The sequence below is a fragment of the Pseudomonas sp. IT-347P genome (assembly GCF_949768005.1).
Lineage (GTDB): Bacteria > Pseudomonadota > Gammaproteobacteria > Pseudomonadales > Pseudomonadaceae > Aquipseudomonas.
The window spans coordinates 141,358-163,146 of the sequence record NZ_CATKPQ010000044.1; the positions used below are offsets into that span (position 1 = coordinate 141,358).

General features: G+C 60.6%; 17 protein-coding genes. 4 read left to right on the plus strand and 13 right to left on the minus strand.

The features are described from left to right. The first annotated feature begins 8 nt into the window (after positions 1 to 8). From ACM6IV_RS16940 to ACM6IV_RS16955, 4 genes are all read left to right on the plus strand, one after another. Positions 9 to 1,508: an efflux transporter outer membrane subunit gene (locus tag ACM6IV_RS16940; RefSeq protein WP_414870869.1), complete on the plus strand. Its 1,500-nt coding sequence runs from the start codon at positions 9 to 11 to the stop codon at positions 1,506 to 1,508. A gap of 137 nt (positions 1,509 to 1,645) precedes the next feature. After that, positions 1,646 to 3,838: an FUSC family protein gene (locus tag ACM6IV_RS16945; RefSeq protein WP_414870870.1), complete on the plus strand. Its 2,193-nt coding sequence runs from the start codon at positions 1,646 to 1,648 to the stop codon at positions 3,836 to 3,838. After that, positions 3,828 to 4,028 carry a DUF1656 domain-containing protein gene (locus tag ACM6IV_RS16950; protein ID WP_007914106.1) on the plus strand — a complete coding sequence of 67 codons (201 nt, stop codon included), beginning with the start codon at positions 3,828 to 3,830 and terminating at the stop codon, positions 4,026 to 4,028. Before ACM6IV_RS16945 ends, ACM6IV_RS16950 begins: the two co-directional genes overlap by 11 nt. A gap of 10 nt (positions 4,029 to 4,038) precedes the next feature. After that, positions 4,039 to 4,896 (plus strand): efflux RND transporter periplasmic adaptor subunit, encoded by an 858-nt coding sequence (locus tag ACM6IV_RS16955; RefSeq protein ID WP_414870871.1) that lies wholly within the window; start codon positions 4,039 to 4,041, stop codon positions 4,894 to 4,896. Here the strand turns inward: ACM6IV_RS16955 and ACM6IV_RS16960 are convergent. The 13 genes from ACM6IV_RS16960 to ACM6IV_RS17020 form a co-directional block, all read right to left on the minus strand. Continuing rightward, positions 4,884 to 6,161, minus strand: a complete 1,278-nt coding sequence (locus ACM6IV_RS16960; protein ID WP_414870872.1) for a hypothetical protein — start codon at positions 6,159 to 6,161, stop codon at positions 4,884 to 4,886. The genes ACM6IV_RS16955 and ACM6IV_RS16960 overlap by 13 nt on opposite strands. Positions 6,162 to 6,379: 218 nt before the next feature. Further along, positions 6,380 to 7,204, minus strand: a complete 825-nt coding sequence (locus ACM6IV_RS16965; protein ID WP_414870873.1) for an SDR family oxidoreductase — start codon at positions 7,202 to 7,204, stop codon at positions 6,380 to 6,382. 35 nt (positions 7,205 to 7,239) lie between these two features. Beyond that, on the minus strand, positions 7,240 to 7,704 hold the full coding sequence (locus ACM6IV_RS16970) for a multidrug transporter (RefSeq protein ID WP_123451836.1): 465 nt from the start codon (positions 7,702 to 7,704) through the stop codon (positions 7,240 to 7,242). Positions 7,705 to 7,979: 275 nt separating this feature from the next. Further along, positions 7,980 to 9,431, minus strand: coding sequence for a mannose-1-phosphate guanylyltransferase/mannose-6-phosphate isomerase (locus ACM6IV_RS16975; protein ID WP_414870874.1), 1,452 nt, complete (start codon positions 9,429 to 9,431; stop codon positions 7,980 to 7,982). A gap of 214 nt (positions 9,432 to 9,645) precedes the next feature. Continuing rightward, a complete protein-coding gene (locus tag ACM6IV_RS16980) occupies positions 9,646 to 10,302 on the minus strand; it encodes an alginate O-acetyltransferase AlgF (protein WP_007914291.1) in 657 nt (218 codons plus the stop codon). Positions 10,303 to 10,316: 14 nt separating this feature from the next. Then, complete coding sequence (locus ACM6IV_RS16985) at positions 10,317 to 11,492, minus strand: alginate O-acetyltransferase (protein WP_122843191.1); 1,176 nt, start codon at positions 11,490 to 11,492, stop codon at positions 10,317 to 10,319. Between the two features lie 10 nt (positions 11,493 to 11,502). Then, a complete protein-coding gene (locus tag ACM6IV_RS16990) occupies positions 11,503 to 13,068 on the minus strand; it encodes an MBOAT family O-acyltransferase (protein ID WP_414870875.1) in 1,566 nt (521 codons plus the stop codon). 329 nt (positions 13,069 to 13,397) lie between these two features. Then, positions 13,398 to 14,522 (minus strand): mannuronate-specific alginate lyase, encoded by a 1,125-nt coding sequence (locus tag ACM6IV_RS16995; RefSeq protein ID WP_414870876.1) that lies wholly within the window; start codon positions 14,520 to 14,522, stop codon positions 13,398 to 13,400. An 8-nt stretch (positions 14,523 to 14,530) separates the two neighbouring features. Beyond that, positions 14,531 to 15,991: an alginate O-acetyltransferase gene (locus ACM6IV_RS17000; protein WP_414870877.1), complete on the minus strand. Its 1,461-nt coding sequence runs from the start codon at positions 15,989 to 15,991 to the stop codon at positions 14,531 to 14,533. Positions 15,992 to 16,001: 10 nt separating this feature from the next. Continuing rightward, the gene (gene algG / locus ACM6IV_RS17005; RefSeq protein ID WP_414870878.1) at positions 16,002 to 17,588 is read right to left on the minus strand and encodes a mannuronan 5-epimerase AlgG; all 1,587 of its coding nucleotides are present in this window, start codon (positions 17,586 to 17,588) and stop codon (positions 16,002 to 16,004) included. 26 nt (positions 17,589 to 17,614) lie between these two features. Next, positions 17,615 to 19,096: an alginate export family protein gene (locus tag ACM6IV_RS17010; protein WP_194933340.1), complete on the minus strand. Its 1,482-nt coding sequence runs from the start codon at positions 19,094 to 19,096 to the stop codon at positions 17,615 to 17,617. Next, positions 19,093 to 20,595 (minus strand): alginate biosynthesis TPR repeat lipoprotein AlgK, encoded by a 1,503-nt coding sequence (gene algK / locus ACM6IV_RS17015; RefSeq protein ID WP_414870879.1) that lies wholly within the window; start codon positions 20,593 to 20,595, stop codon positions 19,093 to 19,095. Before algK ends, ACM6IV_RS17010 begins: the two co-directional genes overlap by 4 nt. 15 nt (positions 20,596 to 20,610) lie before the next feature. Continuing rightward, entirely contained in the window at positions 20,611 to 21,780 is a 1,170-nt protein-coding gene (locus ACM6IV_RS17020; protein WP_414870880.1) for a PilZ domain-containing protein, read from the minus strand. Positions 21,781 to 21,789 lie beyond the last annotated feature (9 nt).

Sequence of the window (21,789 nt, forward strand, 5' to 3'; positions counted from 1 at the left end):
TCGCAGCTGTGCCGCGTCGCATCAACAGAGCGCTTTTGCCGCTCAGTGTTCTGGCTTTTACTTTGGGTCTTGGCGGCTGCATCTCAACGGACGGAATCGCCCCACAGGGCAAGGCTATGGAGGCCAATACACTGGTCACCGACGACGCCATCGCCCACGCCGCCCGTGACGCTAATTGGCCCACCGCGCAGTGGTGGCAAGCCTACGGCGACCCACAGCTCAATCGCTGGATCGACCTCGCCGTGCAAGGCAGCCCGAGCATGGCCATGGCCGCTGCGCGGGTGCGTCAGGCCAAAGCCTTGGCCGGTGTCGCCGAGGCGGCCGAGTCGTTGCAGATCAATGGCGAATCGACCCTCAAACGCCACAACTGGCCGACTGATCAGTTCTACGGGCCGGGCGATCTGGCCAACACCACGACCTGGGATAACAACGCCGCGCTGGGTTTCAGCTACGCGCTCGACCTCTGGGGCCGTGAAAGCAATGCCAGCGAACGCGCTGTGGATCTGGCGCACATGAGCGCCGCCGAGGCGCGGCTGGCGCAGCTGGAATTGCAGAACAACCTCGTCCGCGCCTACATCGAACTGTCGCTGCATTACGCGCAGCGCGACATCGTCGCCGCGACGCTCAAGCAGCAACAACAGATTCTCGATCTGGCGCAGAAGCGTCTGGATGGCGGGATCGGCACCCATTTCGAAGTCAGTCAGGCCGAAACGCCGCTGCCGGAAACCCATCGCCAGCTCGATGCGCTGGACGAAGAAATCGCCCTCAGTCGCAACCAGATTGCCGCACTTGCCGGCAAAGGCCCGGGGGCGGGCGCGCAGTTGCAGCGCCCGACTTTGTCGCTCGGTGCTGCGCTGAAACTGCCGTCTGCTCTGCCCGCCGAACTGCTCGGCCAACGTCCCGATGTGGTCGCCAGTCGCTGGCAAGTGGCGGCGCAGGCGCGGGGAATCGATGTGGCGCATGCCGGCTTTTACCCCAACGTCGATCTGGTCGGCAGCCTCGGCTACATGGCCACCGGCGGTGGCGCGCTGGAGTTTTTGACCGGCAAGAAACTCAACTACAACGTCGGCCCGGCGATCTCGCTGCCGATCTTCGACGGTGGCCGACTGCGCGCCGAATTGGGTGAAGCGTCCGCCGGTTACGACATTGCCGTGGCGCATTACAACCAGACGCTGGTCAACGCGCTGAAGAACATCTCCGATCAGTTGATCCGTCGTGAGTCGATGGATAAGCAGCAAGGCTTCGCCGCCGAGTCGGTGGCCACGGCGCAGAAGACCTACGACATCGCGATGATCGCTTATCAACGCGGCCTCACCGATTACCTCAACGTGCTCAATGCGCAGACCTTGCTGTTCAAGCAGCAGCAGGTGCAGCAGCAGGTGCAGGCGGCGCGGTTGAGTGCGCATGCCGAATTGGTGACTGCGCTGGGTGGTGGCCTCGGCGCTGGCAACGATGTGCCGTCGGCCGAGAAAACCCAGGCACCGAAAACCCCGGCACTCCTGCGTTGAACACACAACCTGTGGGAGCGAGCTTGCTCGCGAAGAGGGAGTGTCAGCCAGCAAATTGGTTGACTGACTCACCGCATTCGCGAGCAAGCTCGCTCCCACAGGATCCCGGTTCAACCCGACTTTTCTGAGCAGAATTCATGACTCCCTTGCCCGCACCGCTGCGCTGGCTCTACTCCCTGGAATGGCGCCGTGGTTTCTTCGACTGGGCGCGTAGCGATGGCGTGACCTGGGTCTACATCTTCAAGGTGTTGCTCGCCGCATTCCTCACCTTGTGGCTGGCCATGCGCCTGGAATTGCCACAGCCGCGCACCGCGATGATCACCGTATTTATCGTCATGCAGCCGCAAAGCGGCCAGGTGTTTGCCAAGAGTTTTTATCGCTTCCTTGGCACCTTGGCCGGGTCGGCGATGATGGTCACGCTGATCGCGTTGTTTGCACAAAACACCGAGCTGTTCCTCGGTTCGCTGGCGATCTGGGTCGGCATCTGCTCGGCCGGTGCCGCACGTTGCCGCAACTTCCGCGCCTACGGTTTTGTCCTCGCCGGTTACACCGCGGCGATGGTCGGATTACCGGCGCTGGCGCATCCGGACGGCGCGTTCATGGCAGCAGTGTGGCGCGTGCTGGAGATCTCTTTGGGGATTCTTTGCTCGACCCTGATCAGCGCCGCGATCCTGCCGCAAACCGCCAGCGCGGCCATGCGCAACGCCCTGTATCAGCGCTTCGGCGTGTTCGCGCTGTTCGTCACCGATGGCCTGCGCGGGCGCAGCAAAGCCGAGTCGTTCGAGGCGAGCAACGTGCGTTTCATTGCTGAAGCCGTGGGCCTGGAAGGGCTGCGCAGCGTGACCGTGTTCGAAGACCCGCACATGCGCCGGCGCAACGGTCGACTGAGCCGTTTGAACAGCGAATTCATGGGCATCACCACGCGCTTCAACGCACTGCATCAGTTGCTTGAACGCCTGCGCGGCAATGGCGAAGAACATGTGGTCGCGGCCATCAAACCCGGCCTGCAGGATCTCGCCGAAGTGCTCGACGGCTTCAGTGGTCGCGCCCTGACCAGCCCCGATGCCGCCCGTTTGGCGACTGCGTTGGCGACTTACAAGGAAGGGCTGCCGGCACGGGTTCGAAGCTTGCGGGCAATCTTCCAGGAAACCGGTCCAAGCGACGCCGAGCAACTGGATTTCCACACCGCGTACGAACTGCTTTATCGCTTCGTCGACGACCTGCACAGTTATGCACAGACCCACGCTTCACTCGCTGATCACCGCCACGAGCGCGAGCGCTGGGACGAACCGTTCACCCCGCAAACCAACTGGTGGGCAGCCGCTGCATCGGGCATTCGCGCCTCGTTCATCCTGGTTGTGCTGGGCAGTTATTGGGTCGCCACTGCGTGGCCAAGCGGCGCGACCATGACCCTGATTGCGGCCGCCACCGTGGGCCTCTCCGCCGCCACACCGAACCCGAAACGCATGGCATTCCAGATGGCCTGCGGCACCTTCCTCGGCGCCCTGATCGGCTTCGTCGAAATGTTTTTCATCTTCCCGTGGATCGATGGCTTCCCGTTGCTGTGCGTAATGCTCGCGCCGGTGATCGTATTCGGTTCGTTCCTCACGTCGCGGCCGCAATTCGCCGGTGTCGGCCTCGGCTTGCTGATTTTCTTCAGTACCGGTTCGGTGCCGGACAACCTGACCATCTACAACCCGTACACCTTTATCAACGACTACATCGCCATGGTCATGGGCATGCTGGTCTGCGCGGCGGCGGGGGCGATCATTCTGCCGCCGAACAGTCGCTGGCTGTGGAAACGCCTGGAGCAGGATCTGCGCGGCCAAGTGGTTTACGCGATCAGCGGCAAGCTCAAAGGCCTCGCCTCAAGTTTCGAGAGCCGTACCCGCGATCTGCTGCACCAGGCCTACGGTCTCGCGGCCGGTCAGCCGAAGGTGCAAAAGAACCTGCTGCGCTGGATGTTCGTGGTCCTGGAAGTCGGCCACGCGATCATCGAGTTGCGCAAGGAACAGGCGATTTTGCCGGTGCACCCGGCCTATGCCGAGTTGCAGCCATGGCGCCAGGCGATCCGTGTGATGGGCCGCGCGTTGGTGCGACTGTTCCTGCAACCGAACTCAAGCAATCTCGAACGCGCACTGGTCGCCGTCGATCACGCAATCAGCCGTGTCGCGGCCACCGATGAACCGTTCGCGCCGCACTTCGATACCTCGGCGTTGCGCCGGGTGAAGAGCTATCTGCACTTCATCCGCACTTCGCTGCTTGACCCGCAATCACCGCTCGCTGCCTACGCCATCGCCAAGCCCGAAGGACTTGCCCATGCCTCGTGAAATCGCCTTCCACGGCGTGTACATGCCCACCATGACCCTGATGTTTTTCATCGCTGCGGCGCTGGCCTGGGCGGTGGACCGGTTCTTGTCGGGGTTCGATTTGTACCGTTTTTTCTGGCACCCGGCGCTGCTGCGTCTGAGTCTGTTTACCTGTCTGTTCGGCGCCATGGCGCTGACTGTCTACCGTTGAGAACGTCCCGATGAAAAAGTTTTTCAGCCTGCTCGCGACCCTGCTGGTGCTGGCCCTGGCGCTGTGGATCGGCCGCACGCTGTGGGAGCACTACATGAACACGCCGTGGACCCGCGACGGTCGCGTGCGTGCCGATATCATCAACGTCGCCGCCGATGTCACCGGCGAAGTCATCGATGTGCCGGTGCGCGACAACCAACGGGTGAAGAAGGGGGATTTGCTCATGCAGATCGACCCGGAGCACTACCGCATCGCGGTCAAACAGGCGCAGTCGCTGGTTGCTTCGCGCAAGTCGACGTGGGAGATGCGCAAGGTCAACGCCCACCGCCGCGCCGACCTCGACAACCTGGTGATCTCCAAGGAAAACCGCGACGACGCCAGCAACATCGCCGACGCCGCCCTGGCCGATTACCAACATGCGCAAGCGCAACTGGAAGCCGCCGAACTCAACCTCAAACGCACCCAAGTGCGTGCGGCGGTCGACGGCTACGTGACCAACCTCAATGTGCATCGCGGTGACTACGCGCGCATCGGCGAGGCGAAAATGGCCGTGGTCGACATGAACTCGTTCTGGGTTTACGGCTTTTTCGAAGAGACCAAACTGCCGCACGTGAAAGTCGGCGACAAGGCTGATATGCAGTTGATGAGCGGCGAAGTGCTCAAGGGCCATGTGGAAAGCATTTCCCGCGGCATCTACGACCGCGACAACCCGGAAAGCCGCGAGCTGATTGCCGATGTGAACCCGACATTCAACTGGGTGCGGCTGGCCCAGCGAGTGCCGGTGCGCATTCACATTGATGAAGTGCCGGAGGGTGTTTTGTTGGCGGCGGGGATTACTTGTACGGTGGTCGTGGATCAGACTCGGTAATACCGGATCACGCTTCCGATCCGGCCTATACCAGGGCTGTCGGCCCCATACAACAATCGGTCAGATGAATAGGGGGTGAGAGACACTGGTATGACGGAGAGGCTTTCGTCCTCGACTACGCCATCCTTGGCGAAAGCAGGATTCAATGTTCCATCGAGCTTGAACGATGCGAGCAAAAGGTGAGCACTGCCGCCGGCGACGTAGATGTTTTCACCTTGAGCGAAAAGTGCGTGCCAGCCGCTCTTGTCGTTTAGGCTTACCGTATTTTCGAGTGTCACTCCGCCATTGAAATCGGGATCGTTTTTACCCGCCGCATCGAAACCCGATAGCAGACCGATAGCATCCGACCTTACAGCGTCGCCCACGGTACCGGCTGCCAGGAACTTACCAGGCGTACGCTCCGTAACGGCGTTCAGCTCAACGGGACGGTTTTCGTCGGTAAATAGCCGAAAGCCCGGCGTTTTCGGATCGTCTCCGAAGATCTGATTAAACGAGCCACTCGAGTTCAACATGACCAGTAGCCCGACATTGAAGCCCGACTTCAAGCGCGCATAACCAGCCCCAAGAATCCGACCATCAGCCAGAACACAGGCGTCTTTCCATAGAGTCATTGCCGGGTAAGGCAGCTTTATATCGACGATCCCGCTGGAACCGAAGGAGGCCACGAGACAGCCATTGGCATCAAGTTTCATCAGGTACGCAGTTGGCACGCGCGATGGGCCGACGGCCCCGTTTGCTCCGACAAGAAGGTCGCCATTTTGCAGCACCCGGAGGAAACGTGGCCCCCCATGGAACACGCGATCATTGACTTTGTTAGCCACGATAATTTGCCCGTTGTTGCCGAAATGCTCATTCCGCTTGCCTGTTTCATCGATGCAGAGGATCGCGATTTCCGGATCCAGGGCGTCTGGTGATTTTGATGAGGCCAACATGTAGATGCGCCCATCCGCTCCCTGAGCGAGCGGACCACCGTACGCAGGCAGGTTTGAAACGAACAAGCCGGTGAGGAGCCCTTCTTGCGCAAAACGCTTGTCGAGTTCCCCGAGCGGATTCAGTTTCGCAATAGAGAAATGTGAGGTTTCTCCTTGGGTTACGCTGGACGTCACCAATACGCTGCCATCGGTAAGTACCAGGGTTCCGGTGAGTGGGTACCAGTGATCGGCGTGAGGTGGAAACAGTTTGCTGAACACCACCATCCCGTCTTTGTCCGGTCCCCAACTCTCATCACGGCTACCTGCCGCATAGGCTTTTTTTTGCATTTCCATGTTTTCGCATCCTTCCAGTCAGTCGCCGGGACATGAAAGGGAACCGTGGCGCGATGGCCTGCCGTTCCACTATTTCCGTGGCTGACTATAAGTCCGCGCCGGGCTGGACATAACTGTCAACTCTGCCAGTTGACACGGGCGAATCGACGGGTTGCGGCAAGGGATACGTTAGTCAGACCTTTCAGGGACCAGTCTGCTGACGATGGATGCGACTCCTTTCAAAGTCGCCCGCGCAAGCCGAACCGCTTCATCAACGTCGATTCCAGCAAACCCTTGGGCAGCAGTGCCGCCAGCAGCGGCAGCGCCCGGCTGCCATTGCCGATGCGGACCAACCGTGGCGGCTTGCCCTGTTGCACAGCCTTCAACAATTCAGCGGCAAACTCACTGGCCGGCGTCGGCTTGTCCTGCGACGCCTTGGCCCGTGCGCGAATCCCCTCACGCAACGGAAACCACGGCGATTGTTCATTGATCAATTGCTCGGCTTCATGCCCGGCGTTTTTGGCAAAACTCGACTGGATCGCCCCCGGCTGAACCTCCATAACGCGTATGCCGAACGGTGCGAGTTCCATGCGCAAGGCATCGCTCAACGCATGCACCGCTGCTTTCGAGGCGCAGTAAGCTCCGGCAAACGGCGTGACCAAAACCCCTGACACACTGCCGATATTCACCACCAGTCCCTTGGCGCGGCGCAACACCGGAAACAGCGCGCGGGTGACGCCGACAATCGAAAACACGTTGGTTTCGAACTGTCGCTGCATCGCCGTCACGCCGCCGTCGAGCAACGGCCCCATAGCGCCATAACCGGCATTGTTGATCAGCACATCGAGACCGCCGTGTTGCTGGTTGATCCGCTCGCCAAGCAGCTCCAGGGCCTGGTTATCGTTGACGTCGAGTTGCACCGCAGTGAACCCGGCCGCCGCCAGCATCGCAACGTCTTCAGCCTTGCGCGCACTGGCCCAGACTTCGTAGCCGGCGGCTTTGAACGCATCGGCGAGGGCGCGGCCGATGCCGCTGGAACAACCGGTAATCAACGCAACGGGCATGGCGCATTCCTTGTGCAAAAAGTGGGGAGAGGGGATCAGTCGGAGAAACTACCCTGCAATCGCTCGGCGCGAAACTCCAGGGTTTGCGGGCGATATCCGGGACGCAGCGGCGGCATCGGCAGGCAGTCTTCCCAGTCACCACCGGCCTGCAATTCGCCGGGGCCACGATAGCGTGGGGCGGTGTATTGATTGTCGGCCAGATTGACCGTATCGCCCGGCGCGTAGGCGGCGATGCGCCAGCGCAGTTCGGTCAGGGGCACGTCGTTGCCGTTTTTCATTTTCAGTTGCAACGGACGATCGGCCGGGCATTGTTCGGGCGCGTAGGCGATGCGCATTTCAAGGCGCGCCAGTTGCTTGATCTCGCGGTTGTCCAGCCACACCACCCACATGGCCACGAACCCCAGGCCAATGGCTGCCGCTACTGATACCGGCAAGGCTTTGGCTGGATAGCGCAGAAGAAGGATCAGCCAAGTGATGACCAGCAAAATGCCGATGAACATGCGCACAACCTCGAGCAGAGAGAGGGTCATCCTACCTAAGCGCAGGTGAGGTTGGCGATGGGCATCGGGATTTGCGGTGTCTGACCGGGCCTCTTCGCGAGCAGGCTCGCTCCAACAGTGGAATGCATTTCAAGTGTGGGAGCGAGCCTGCTCGCGAAGAGGCCATTTCAGGCGACACAGAATCAGGATAAAAAAAGCCCCCACCCAACCCGCTGCGGATAGGGGACGCAGTGGGCTGAACGGGGGCTTCTTGTTTTACTGAGCGTTGTCGATCGTTACTGCGCGATGGTCTTCACCGACACGCCGCGCTCGATCGGGGTGGAGCGGCCGTAGATATCTTCGAAACGCTCGATATCGTCCTCACCCAGGTACGAACCCGATTGCACTTCGATGATTTCCAGCGGGATTTTGCCCGGGTTGCGCAGACGGTGTACCGAGGCGATCGGGATGTAGGTCGACTGGTTTTCGGTGAGCAGGAACACGTTTTCGTCGCAGGTCACTTCGGCGGTGCCGCTGACCACGATCCAGTGCTCGGCGCGGTGATGGTGCATCTGCAGCGACAGGCACGCGCCCGGTTTCACCGAGATGTGCTTGACCTGGAAGCGCCCGCCCATGTCCACCGAGTCGTAGGAACCCCACGGACGATAGACTTCACAGTGATTCTGGGTTTCGCTGCGGCCCTGCTCGTTGAGCGTATTGACCATCTGCTTGACGCCCTGAACCTTGTCTTTGTGGGCGATCATCATGGCGTCTTTGGTTTCGACCACCACGATGTTTTCCAGGCCAATCACCGACACCAGTTTGCCGTTGCCGTGGATCATGCAGTTCTTGCTGTCCTGAATCACCACATCGCCTTTGCTGACGTTGCCGTTGGCGTCCTTCTCGTTGACTTCCCACAGCGACGACCAGCAACCGACATCGCTCCAGCCGGCGGTCAGCGGCACCACGCAGGCGCGCTGGGTTTTTTCCATGACCGAGTAATCGATGGAGTTGTCCGGGCAGCAGGCGAAAGTGGCTTCGTCCAGGGTCACGGTGTCGGCGTCCTGCTGGCTGCGTTCGAGGGTCAGCAGGCAGGTATCGTAGATGTCCGGATCGTGCTTTTTCAGCTCTTCGAGGAAGCGGCTGGCGCGGAACAGGAACATGCCGCTGTTCCAGTAGTAACCGCCGGACTCGACGTATTCGGTGGCACGTTTGACGTCAGGTTTTTCGACGAAGTGCGAGACGCGGCTGACGCCTTCGGGCAGCAGCGAATCGCCGGTGGATTTGATGTAGCCGTAACCGGTTTCCGGTTTGGTCGCCGGCACGCCGAACAGCACCATCTCACCGTTTTCGGCAGCGACAGTGGCCAGAGCCAGCGCGCGCTGCAGGGCCTTCTGGTCCTCCAGCACGTGGTCGGCCGGCAGCACCAGCATCAATTCGTCACGGCCCTCATTGACCAGCATCATCGCGGTCAGCGCCACAGCCGGCGCGGTGTTGCGACCGAACGGTTCCATGAGGATGCGCTGGCACTCCAGATTGCGACTGGCCAACTGCTCGTTGACGATGAAGCGGTGATCCTTGTTGCAGACCACGATCGGGGTGTCCATGCCTTCGAACACCAGACGCTCGAGGGTTTGCTGGAACAGGGTGTGTTCGCCGGTCAGGGCGAGGAACTGCTTAGGGAATTGCTTACGCGAAAGCGGCCAGAGACGCGAACCGCTACCACCTGACAAGATCACCGGAATCATATTGTTTACTCCATAAAATCGATTGGTTAGAGGCACGAACGCTGTGTCGTTTCACTCTTGTTTTTGTCTCGTGTCCGAACTGACAACCCGGTCAAGGGTGGGAGGGGGCTTGTTCGCGAAGGCGGCGTATCAGTCGACATATCTGTTGAATGTCAGACCGCTTTCGCGAGCAAGCCCGCTCCCACAGGGGATAGGCGTCAGTCAGGAAAAATGATTAGCGGGTCGACACCGGGCGTTTCACCCAGACTGGCGACAGGCTGCTGCCGCTGCCGGTGACGTACAGCACCGCAGCTTCACCGCGCTCCAGGGCGACCGGTTTGACGTCGCCGACTTTCTTGTCACCTTCGTACAGCGCCAGGCTGACTTTCACCGGGTTGATTTCACGTTCGCCACGGCCCTTGGCGGCCACGTTCGGCACCACGTCGGTCTTGCCGTCGGCGGTCTTCAGGGTCAGCGGCTTGTCGCTGAGGTTCTGCACGCGTACCAGGGACTTCTGCTTGTTCTTGAACGGCGGCTCTTCGATCAGTTGCGGCGCGCCGGAAGCGTTGTTGACCAGGGTGTAGTAGTGGTCACCGGCGAGTTTCACCGGCAGGGTCTGGCTGCCGACCTTGGCGCTGTAGTCGCCGCCCGGCATGAAGCTGAAGTCGCTGCTGGCCAGTGGCGCAACATCGCTCAGGTTGGTGCTGCCGACAGTCGCGCTGACTTCAGCGTTGCTGGCGTTGTAGACCCGCACAAAGGTCGAGCCTTTCGGTGCGGTCGGGCCGTACAGCGCGGCATCGCCACCGGCGAAGGCAGGGACGGAAAGCACGCTGAGGCCAGCAACCAGTGCGAAGCTTTTAGCGAGACGACGAGGAGTAGTAGTGAAAGTCATGGTGTACCTCTCTTTCAGTTTTGCGCCCGATCGGGCGTCTCGGATTTAGTGTTGATTGCTACGTTTTGTTGGCGCGCGCCGGCTTGTTTAAGCTCTGCGACCCACTGCGGGTCGGCGTCGCCGATTTCGTTGTTCACAGGCAGATAACGTTCAGGAAACTCCCAGATCAGCACCTGTGGCGGGCTGTTCTTGAAGTCATCGCTTTTCAGGTAGCTGAGCATCGGCAGGATCGGGCCGTGGCCGTCTTCGGCGTAGCTCACCACGTCGCTGTGCAGCGCTTGTTTCAGTGCACCGACGAAGTTCCAGTTGGGGTTGGCGCTGTAGCTGGTGCCGACCAGTGCCACCGGCACTTCATTGCTGGCGAACAGCGCGTCGTCACCGGCAGGCTGCTCGCCGGCTGCGACGGTGTTGCGCTTTTGCAGCGGCTCTTGCGCCGGCATCAGGTTTTCGAACAGCGGATCAAGCGGCAGGAACAGACGCAGGTCGCCCTTGTGCGTGACCTTCTCCGCTGGCGTGGTAACGAAGCGCTGCGGCTCGCCGCTGAGCGGGAACTTGTCGGCGATGGTTTTCGCCAGGGTGTTTGCGGCGATCTCGGCGCCTTCCGGGGTCCAGTGGGTGTCGGTGCGCAGGAACACTTGCTGACCGTTCTGCTTGGCCTGTTGCAATGGCTTGAGCAGGTCAGGGGCGAGAATCTTGTCAGCCGCCACACGCTGGTGGAAATCCTGATACAGGTTTTCGTGGATGCTCGCCGGTTTTACTTCACCCAGATGCTCCGGGTACAAGCGAACCTTGGCCGGCACGATCGCCATGACCAGTTTCACGCCTTTCTCTTTCAAGGTCTGGCGCACGCCTTCGACCAGCGCGTAGTTGCCTTGCAGGTTCAGCTCTTCGTTGACGATCGGGTTGAATTCCTCATCGCTGTACAACCACTGATCGCGACCGAGCACCACGCCCGGACGACCTTCGTTGAACAGTTTGAAATCCAGCGCAGCCCAAAGGTTGGTGCCCAGACGCTTGATCGGGAATTCATCGTCGTAATGGGTTTCAACAGCCTTGGTCCAGCGGCCGTTAAGCACCGTCGCATCGGCGTTGGTGCTGAAGCCGAAGAAGCTGCGAACCGACCACAGACCCAGGACCAACAAGGTCACCAGAAACAGGGCGATGTAGAAGATGCGTAATGAGCGGGTCATGTCAGATCCCTCAGAACTGGAAGTAAAGGAACGGCGAGAAGCTTTGCGCCGAGAGTTTGAGAATCGAGGCGATGAACAGCAGCAGAATCAGAGCGCGCATCACGTAGCGAGGCCAGTCCGCGGTCCAGTAGGCCGGTTGCACCTGGGCTTCGACGCCGACGGTGTAGCCAGGCTCATGGATGCTTGCCGGGTTTTCGCCGGGTGCGGCTTTGATCATCCCCGGAGTCGCGGTGGCAGGGCCATTGGCCTCGACGTTGACTTCCGGCTTGGTCTTGGCCGGCGGCTGATTGGTGTACAGATCACGCAGACCGAAGAACGCCAATGTCACGTACGCCACAACCAAAGTCGCTACTTGCAGACCGGTGAGGCTGGCCTGATTGAGTTCCGACAGCGACCAGTCGCCGAAGCTGAACATTGCGCCGTACATGCGACCGGCCACGTGCAGGTTCTCGGCACGGAAAATCACCCAGCCCATGACCACGAGCAGGAAAGTCAGCGCCCAGCGGATCGGGTTGAGGCTGCGCGGCGAGGTGTTCAGGCCCAGCGCTTTTTCAATCGCCAGCCACATGCCGTGCCAGGCGCCCCAGACGATGTAGGTGATGTTCGCGCCGTGCCACAGACCACCGAGGAGCATGGTCAGGAACAGGTTGCGATAGGTCATCAGCGTGCCTTTACGGTTGCCGCCGAGGGTGATGTACAGATAGTCACGCAGCCAGGTCGACAGGCTGATGTGCCAGCGGCGCCAGAACTCGGTGATCGACTGGCTGATGTACGGCTGCTTGAAGTTTTCCATGAAACGGAAACCCATCATCAAGCCCAGACCAATCGCCATGTCGCTGTAACCGGAGAAGTCGAAATACAGCTGCGCGGTGTACGCCAGCGCGCCGAGCCAGGCATCGCCGGTGGTCGGGTTTTGCAGGGCGAAGCAATGATCGGCCACCACCGCGAGGGTGTCAGCGATGAAGACCTTCTTGATGAAACCCTGCATGAACCGCGTGCAGCCTTCGGAGAACTTGTCGAGGGTGTGCGTGCGATTGTTGAACTGGTCGGCGAGGTCACGGAAACGCAGAACCGGGCCGGCAATCAGGTGCGGGAAGATCGCCACGAACGCCGCGAAGTCGATGAGGTTGCGAGTGGCCGGGGTGTCGCCGCGATACACGTCGATGATGTAGCTGATCGACTCGAAAATGTAGAACGAGATACCGATCGGCAGCAGCACGTGGGTGAGGATGAACGGCTCAAGACCGACCGACGTCATCATCGCGTTGATGCTGTCGACGCCGAAGTTGGCGTACTTGAAGTAGCCGAGGATGCACAAATCGACTGCCACACCGAGCAACAGCCAGCGCTGCGCCGGTTTGGTTCTGACGCCGGCGGCACCGACTTTGAGGCCGATCCAGTAGTTCCACAGCGTGACGGCGGCGAACAGCGCGAGGAAGTCCACACGCCACCAGGCGTAGAACACGTAGCTGGCGATCAGCAGCAGCAGGTTGCGATAGCGTTGCCCGCTCAAGTAGTACAAGCCGAGAAAGATCGGCAAGAACAGAAACAGGAACACGTTGGATGAAAATACCATCCCGATCTCTCCATGTTTGAACCAACAGTCAAGGGCCAAAGCCCCCCCCAAACCCCCCGTGGTAGTGGAGGGGTGATGCGTGTCTGCTTGAGGTTTCGGGGAGGCCTTCAGACCGCGCCCCTCACCCCCCGCCCTCTCCCGGAGGGAGAGGGAGCCTGATCTCCATGGTTTTCAAAAATGGAGATCGACTCAGTAATTCCTTGCAGCCTGATCTCGGTTTTTTTCAAAGCCTGAGATCGACTCGGTATTTCATTTCGGCGTAGCTCGCACAGCCACCTCGGTCAGTCCCCTCTCCCTTTGGGAGAGGGTTAGGGTGAGGGGCTTTTGCTTTATGAGCCTTTGTTGCCCTTTTCATGCGACGGGTCGTAGACCTTGGTCAGGTCGCCACCGAGGCGGAAGGTCTTGAACGGTTGCATGCCGTTCTTCTTCTCGATCACATCCGGCGGGCAGGTGTAGAGGGTGCAGAACGGTTCGAGCCAGGCGAATTTCATGTCCTCTTTCAGATCGGTCATGTCCTGCTCTTTGCCGTTCTTCTTCTCGAATTCATCCGGATCCTTCACCCCCGACAACACCCGATCACCCAGACGTTTCAGCGCGCCGTTGTTTTCCTGACGCAGATCGACACCGTTGACCTGGGCGAAACTGGCGATCATTGCCAGCGGCGGCAGGGCGTAGTTGTGATAGGCGAGGGCGCGTTGCTGGCGCTTGAGTTCGTTGGGCAGGAAGCCGTCGGCGTCGACTTGATTGACGCCAACCTTGTATTCCTTCACGGCCCAGTCAAACAGGTCGCGGCGGTTGGTCGCGATCGAGGTCGCCATCACCGACCAGGCAGCCCAGTACGAGTGATTGTTGGTTTTTTCCAGCGGCAGGTTGTCCCAGTCGCTGACCACCTGATCGGCCATTTTGCTGAACCATGCCTCGATCAGCTGCGCTTCCTGCTGATGCTGGGCCAGCGGATGCGAGTCGGAGAATTTCAGGCGAATGTACGAAGAAGCCATGCTGCCCAACGCCCATTTGCGCATCGACTTGCCGGTGTGGTTGAAGTCTTTCGACATCAACGCATCGGCCTTGGCCCACGCGGTCAGCCAGTTGAGCGTGCAATCGAGCTGCTCCGGACGACCGTCGCGCATGAATTGCATCACCCGTTTGGCGGTGCCGCGCTCCAGCGTGGTGATGTCTTTGGTGGTGTCGCGGAAGGCTTTTTCCGACTGCACGTTCAGCGTTGCGCGGGCCTTGTCCGAGCCTTCGTATTTGCTGCGAAATTGCAGCGGTCCGGTGTACGGCGTCGGCATCGCGTCGCAGCCTTCGCTTTTGTCACCGGTCTTGAATTTATCCACAGGCGCAAAATAGCCCTGTGGCGGACGCAGTGGCGCGGCGGCCTGCGCGGTGCCGGCGAAGATCGCCAGTCCGAGCAGCGTCGGCGCTAGAAGAGTTTTCAGTTTCGAGTTTCGCATAGCAGACCTCATTGCCCGACCTGAGCGGTTTGTTGCCCAGCGCCCGGGAATACGTTGCGTTTGCAGATTTTCGCTTCGACTTTCTGCGGCGCGGTACCCGCTTCCGGGCCCTGGACTTCGACCGCCAGCAGGTTTTGCGAGGCCCAGTCTTCGTCCGTGCGCAGCTCAAAGGCGAAACGACCGTCGGTGTCGGAGGTTTCCGGTTTCTCGATCTTGATGTCCTCGTGGCGACCGTTCATGTACCAGAGGGTGGCTTGCAGGGTTTTCACCGAGGTGTCGGCGAAGCGGATGTCGACCTGATGGCTGCTGTTCTGCAGGTTCAGGTTCTTGCTGTTGACCAGCAGTTCTTGTTTGCCGCCCGGCTTGAGCGTGGTGCTCGCGGACATTTGCGCGTCTTTGCCTTCGCAGCCGTTGTCGAGAAGAGACATCATCTGGCGATAGATGGTTTCCTGGTCGAGGCGGTACAGCGGCGAGAATTCCCAGATGAGAATCTTCGGCGGCGTCTTCTGGAATTCGTCGCTGCCCAGGTACTGCAACATCGAACCTTCCAGACCACCGCCGGGGAAGGCGACGTTGAGAATGTCGGCGCCGATGGCTTCTTCGAGGAAGCCGGCGAAGTTGTAGTTCTTGCCGCTGTGGGAAGTACCGACGAGGGTGATTTGCGGATTGCCGGAATCACCGAACAGGTCGCCATCACCGGCCTCGCCCTTAGGCTCGGTGGTGAACTGATCCATGTACTGAATCGCATAACTGGTGCCGCACAGTTGCCCGGCCATGTTATGCAGGGTGCCGGTCTTGCCCATGCGCCCGGAGCGTTTGGTTTCGAATTCACGCTTGGGAATGTCGGCGAAGGCCGGGATCTGCTTGACCTTCTCGGCAACGATTTTCGCCGTGCGCTGCGCGCCGTACGGGGTCCAGTGCTGATCGCCACGGAAGTAGAAATCGTGGGCGGGCAGGGTGTCCGGCAGCGATTCGTTGGTCAGTGGCGACAGGTCCGGCACCACGTAACCCATCTTGGCGAAACGGCCGAGCATGGTCTTGTAGTTGCCCAGCGCTTTCTCGTAATCGAACGCGGCTTTTTCCTGCGGGTTGAGCTTGTTGCGGTTCACCAGGCCACGGGTCGGCTGGTAAACGATGACCAGCTCGACGCCTTTGGCCTTGAACGCATCGTGCAGTTGTTGCAGGCGTTTGTAGCCGGCCGGGGTGGTGTTGAACTCGGTGCGCAAATCTTCCTGAGTCCGGAACAGCCAGTCGCCTTGCGCCTGCACCAGGGTGGTGAAATTCTGCTGATAACGCGTGGTGTAGTTCTTCGCGTCATGGGCGGCCGGGCACAGGTTGCAGCACGGTTCGGCGCTGAACTTCGGTGGCGTGGCGGCGGCGCCTTCATCGGCGCGGGCGCCGTTGCTGGCCGCGAGAATGCCCACGGTCAGGGCCGACAGGCTGAGTAATCTGATCAAGTGTGGGTGCATAAAATTATCCTCAGTCCTGCATTTCGGTCTGGCGTTCGACAGGGTCGATCAGCACGGCTTTCTGCTGGCGCACCAGCAAGTCGAGAATTTCATCCTGGCGCTCGCCAAGGATGCCGTTGAAGCTGATGCCGCTGGATTTGGTCGGCGCCAGCATCGACACGCGATACAGCTCGACACTCAACGGTGAATCGATCGACAGCGGGCCGCTGCCATTGGCCGCCAGTTCACCGCCGACGACGATCAGCGACACCTGGGCATCGAACGGGTCGAGCTTGATGTCACGGTCGGTGTCGGTGAGGTCCTTGATGTGGCCGTAGACGCCGGTCAAGCCGTTGGCCATGGCGACGTTTTCGTAGAGGCGGATGTTCACGCTGTTACGAATGCGGATGCCGTGGCGCTTGTTGCTGATGACCTTGTTGCCCCACAGCAGGTTGTCGGCGGACTCGTAGAGCGTGATGCCGTCGGTGTGGTTCTTGTAGATCTCGTTGTAGGCAATGATGTTGTTGACGCTGTTACGGTCGATCACCAGACCCGAGAGGTGGTTGTCGAAGCTCTTGTTGTTGAAGATGAAGCTGTCGTTGACCTCACGGGAAATAATGATCCCGTGCTTCTTCTTCGTGCCGTACACGGTGTTCTCGGCAATGATCAGGCCGTGGGAACGGTCGTGCGGGTCGATGCCGTAAACGATGTTGTCTTTGTAGGTGTTGCCCTTGACCACGAAGTCGCGGGTCTCGTAGCAGTAGAAGCCGTACCACATGTCGGAGAACTCTGAACCGACGATCCAGCCGGTCGGTTCAGGGCGCTTGAGAACCTTGGCCATGTTCGGCGTGTACTGGGAAATACTCACCCCGTACGACTTACTGTTGGCGTAGCCGAAACTGGCCATCTTGCTGTTGACGATGTAGGTTTCGGTGCCGCCCCAGGCGAGCAGGAACGGTCGGAATTCCTTCGGCGAACGGAAGGTCGCCGGGCCGTTGTCCTTTTCGCGCCAGCCAGTGATTTTGGTATCACGCACGAACAACTGACCGTCGTTGACCAGGAACGAACCGGCTTCTTGCGACAGGCGCAATTCCTGGGTCTGGCCGTCGATTTCGAGGATGCCTTTACGGCCCACCACGATCGGCAGCTTCGACAAATACACGCCCGGCGAGGTCTCGCTGAAATACTGCTTGGGCAGTTTCTTCGCCAGATCCTTGAGGTTCATGTAGCCGTCGTCGACGAAGATCGCCTGCGGGATGCCGTGCTGACGCACCACCCATTCGGCCATCTTGTTGTCGCCGCCGATAAAGTCCTTCAGGGCGTCTTCCTGCATCATCCGGCGCACGCTGATCTTGCCCGGTTTGCTGCGCACGATCTTTGCCGCAGCGGCTTCAGCGGTGAAACCGGACAGGTCAGGCAGCTTCGGCTTGGCCAGTTCCAGCGCCTCGGTCGGCGCGCTGCTGACGGTGTAGGTCTTGGCTTGTTGCAGCTCTTTGGCGGTGGTCACCGGTTTGCCCTGTTGAGGCACAACCGGTTCCACGGTGGCGAAGGCGCCAGCGGAGGCCAGCAGCATGGCGCCGGCCAACAGGCTGAGCGAGCCTTTCCTTGCATGGTGCATGTCGGGCACTCCCTTGGCGGTTTGCATCAGAAGCGCCAGATCACGTCGATGAACGCGCGGTGCATGTACGAATCAACCTGCTTGCCGTAGGCATCGCCCGGTTTGAACACACCGCCACGGAAACGCACGAGGGCCGAAGGCTCGTCGATCGACTGGCTCAGCGCCGCCGGCAACAGGCCTTGCTTGAAGTACTTGGTGACGACCAGGTCCATCTCCTGACCCAGGTCCTTGTTGCCGTCTTCAAGCGGCAGCGAGGTGCTGGACAGGATGGCGCCAGTGGCGTCATCGGTATTGTTTTCCACGGCGTTGATGCCGTTGCTGCCCACTGGCTTGTTGCCGTCGACACGCCAGAACTTGTGGTAGATCAGGCTGGCGTCGTACTCGTCGTTGACCATCCACGAACCGAACAGGGTCGCGGTCTGCATGTTGTTCATTTCGCCACGGAAGGCTTCGCCGAAACGGTGCACACGCGAGCGGGTACCGGTGTAGTTGGAGCGGTTGCTCTCCAGACCGTTCTGTTCGTAATCGGCGCTGGCGCGGGCATAGGCACCGCCGACTTGCCATTGCGGATCCAGGCGCAGGCGTACACCGATGTCAGTGGCCCAACCATTGACGTCATCGCTGCGCTTGGCTTGCGCCGGACGCGAACCATCGGCATTCAAGGCGTTGACCGTGTCGCGGTCGCCGCTCATGCCGGTGATGCTGCCCCAGTAGTTGACGGTGTTGGTGTTGCGCCAGTTGTAGGCGTCGCTGTCGGCAGTCAGGCCGAGCCAGCTGATGTCACCGTTCTGGGTTTTATCCAGTGAGTCACGCGGCACGCCCGGCTCGGCATAATCGAGTTTGCCGTCATCGTGGGTGTGATGACCGCGAATCCCGACCCATTGCCCCGGCGTCCACTGGTAAGCGGCATCGGCGTAAGCGTGCAGGCGATCCTTGTCTTTCGGCGCCAGCTCTTTCAAGTCGGTGCGGTATTCGCTGAAGCGTTCGGCAACACCAGCGTTGGCGCGCAACAGGGTGGTGTCGAAGGTCCAGTTCAGCGCTTCGATGTTGGTGTCGCGCCATTGACCGTCGTCATTGCGCAGGCGCTGGCGACCGAACTTGAGCATCTCGCCCGGGTACGGGGTGAGGCCGCTGTAGCCGACCCAGAATTCGCGCATCGCCAAATAGTTTTTCTTGGTTTTGCGATCACTGTTGTCGGTGGCTTGTTCACCGTCGGATTGTTGCAGGGTGTCGGTCTCGATGATGTCGGTCGAGGTCACGGCCTGACCCATGGCGTAGGCGCTCCACGCACCGCTTTCGCCGTAGATCCATGGACGCAGGTCGAGGCCGACGCCGTTGACGTCGCCGCCACCGGCGGTGCCGAGATCACGGTCGTCTTCGGACTGGCCGGTGACTTTCACTTCCAGGCCGAAGTTCTTGGTTTCAGTCATCGCGGCCAGTGTCGGGCAAGACCAGATCAGCGCGAACGAAAGGCCAATGCCGGCCTTCACGAATGGATTCAACTTCATAATTTTTCCTCGCCGTCTTCTTCTTGCAGGGCGTGCAGTTGCAGCGTGTTCGGGTTCAGAGCGCCACGGCTGGCTTGCTCTTGTTGCAGCAGACGCTGGGCTTCGGCCAGGCGCTCGGGCGGCAGTTGCGCGGCGAGGGTGGTCGCCAGCTCATCGGCTTGCGGGGTGTTTTGCGCCTTGGCCAATTGGCTGAACACGTAGGCGTTGACCGGGTCAGGCTTGGTGCCCTTGCCTTGGGAAAACAGTTGGGCGATGGCGAAGTCGGCGCTGTTCTGGCCGTTGCGCGCAGCGGTCAGCAGATGGTCGAGGGCCTTCTGCGGGTAAACCTTGCCCAGGTAACCACGACGATAGATCTGGCCGAGGTAGTAGTCGGCGGCCACTTCGCGGCCGACGGCTTTCTGGAAATGTTCTTCGGCGACTTTGGCGTCGGCCGGGACCAGTTTGCCTTCGTAGTAGAGCTTGCCCAGCAACAGTTCTGCGCGTGGCTGGTCGGCGGCGCGGCCATTGTCGAGGTACTTCATCATCTGATCGACGTCGCCCAGTTCCGGGTAGTCGTAGAGCAGTTGTGCGAGGGTTACCCACGACGCCGGGTAGCCCGGAGCGATCGGTTCAAGCAGCGACTGCGCGGTTTTCTCGTCGGTCTTGCCGAGGGTCGAATCGGCCAATACGCGAGCGACGGAATCGACACGCTGTGCGGTGACGGTGCCACGGCTGTAACCGGCCTGCATCTGCTTGATCAGTTCGGCCTGCTGCTCGGGCTGGGCACGTTTCTGATAAACCGTGGCCAGTTCGACGTAGCAGATATCGGTGGTGTTGAGCGCGGCCTTGCAGATCTTTTCCACGTCATCCAGGTGCTGGTCGTAAGTGCCCTGGGTGCGATACAGCAGCACCTGGGCCAGACCGGCTTCCGGGTAACCGGACTTGCGCCACTGATCGATCTGCTGCTGCGCGTTGATGTTGGGGAAGCTGTGCGGGTACTGCAGGTACAGCATCGCCAGCGGGATCAACGTGTTGCCTTCGCCATTGGCGGCAGCTTTTTTCAACAGGCTTTCGGCTTCGTGGTGCTCGGCTTCGGTAGACCCCGGTTTGGCCACCAGCAAGCGACCGAGGCGCGCCTGAGCGCGCGGCGAAACACTGGCGGCGGCGCGGTAAGTCGCTTCGGCCTGTTTCATTTGCGCAGGGTCACGGCTGTCGACCTGGATATCGGCGAGGCCGACTTGCGCTTCGCTGTAACCCAGATCGGCCAGTTGCTGATAGTTCTGCGCCGCCGTGGCAGTGTCACCACGTTTGAGCGCTTCGTTGGCCAGACGCTGATCGGGCAGGCCGGCGCAACCGGCCAGAGAGACTGCCAATGCCAGCGAGCACACCATCAAACCCATGTGGGAGCGAGCTTGCTCGCGAAGCAGTCGACTCGGTACATCAGACAAACCGTACTGACCCTTTCGCGAGCAGGCTCGCTCCCACAGGGTCGGCGGAGTGTTCAAGATAGGAGTAGTCACAGGCATGTCCTCGACTTAAAGACCGGCAGCCATGGCTTTGTCGATCAGCCAGTTCAGGTTCGGGCCACGGTCGCTGTTCACTTCTACCGGGCGGCCGGCGAAGCTGCTGTCGAGCGGCTCGTCAGGCTGGATCTGCACGCGGATGTCGGAGGACAGGTCGGCGCTTTTCAGGCTGGTGCTGCTGACGATCTTGCCGGTGCGGGTCTTGTCTTCGCCGGCAATCTGGAAGCTCACCGGGGTGCCTGGGCGCACGTCGCCGAACTGGCGATAGGAGAAGCGTGCATCGACGGTGGCCTGGGTGTTGCGCGGCACCAGCGTGAAGATCACGTCGCCCTTGCTCGCGTATTGACCGTCAGCCACCAGTTGCTGGGCTACGGTGCAATCGCATGGCGAGGTCAGGGTGCCGGTCATTTGCTTGCCGAACAGTTCTTCAACCTTGGCCGGGGCCAGTTGGTCTTCGTCCAGATGGCCTTTGAGCACGTCGAGCATGCTGGTGCTGAAGGTCGCCAGTGGGGCGCCTTTGGCGGCGACGCCGTCGGACTTGATCAGGCTCTGCACGGTGCCGTCGCGCGGCATGGTGATGTTCATCCCCGGCACGCTGACCAGACCGGCCTGCGCGTGGCTGACGAAGTACATGCTGTACACCGATTTGAAAATGAAACCCGCCGCGACCAGACCAACCGCGAAAATACCGGCGCTGAAGGTCACCGCTTTCAGACGTCCGAACGGGGTCATGCCGGAGCCGCCGTCCTTGACCTTGCGCGCTTTGGTGAAGTTGTCGCGCTGCAGGGTCGCCAGCACTTCGCCGATGCTGACGATGTCGCCGGCCAGGTGCGAAGTGATCAAGTGGCGCAGGGTAGAAATGTCCTGCGGCTCCAGATTCTGGAACTGGCAGCCGGCGCGGCCGGTCTGGCGGTCGAAGGAACGCACCTGCAGTTCGACGTCCATGGCGATGCCGAGGTTGTCGATGACGAATTGCAGACGCGCCTTGTACACCTGGCCAATGGTCAGCGGCAGTTGCCCGGCGTTGAACGCCAGACCACCGGCCGACAGGTCAATGACCCGCGCTTCGACCGGCGTCCGGTCAGGGCCGAAGAAACGCAGCTTGGCCGGGATTTTCACGCGGGCGTGTTGGCGCTGGGCTTCGGATTCATGCACTACGTTGGCGTTGACGGCGGTATTCATAGGGGCGAT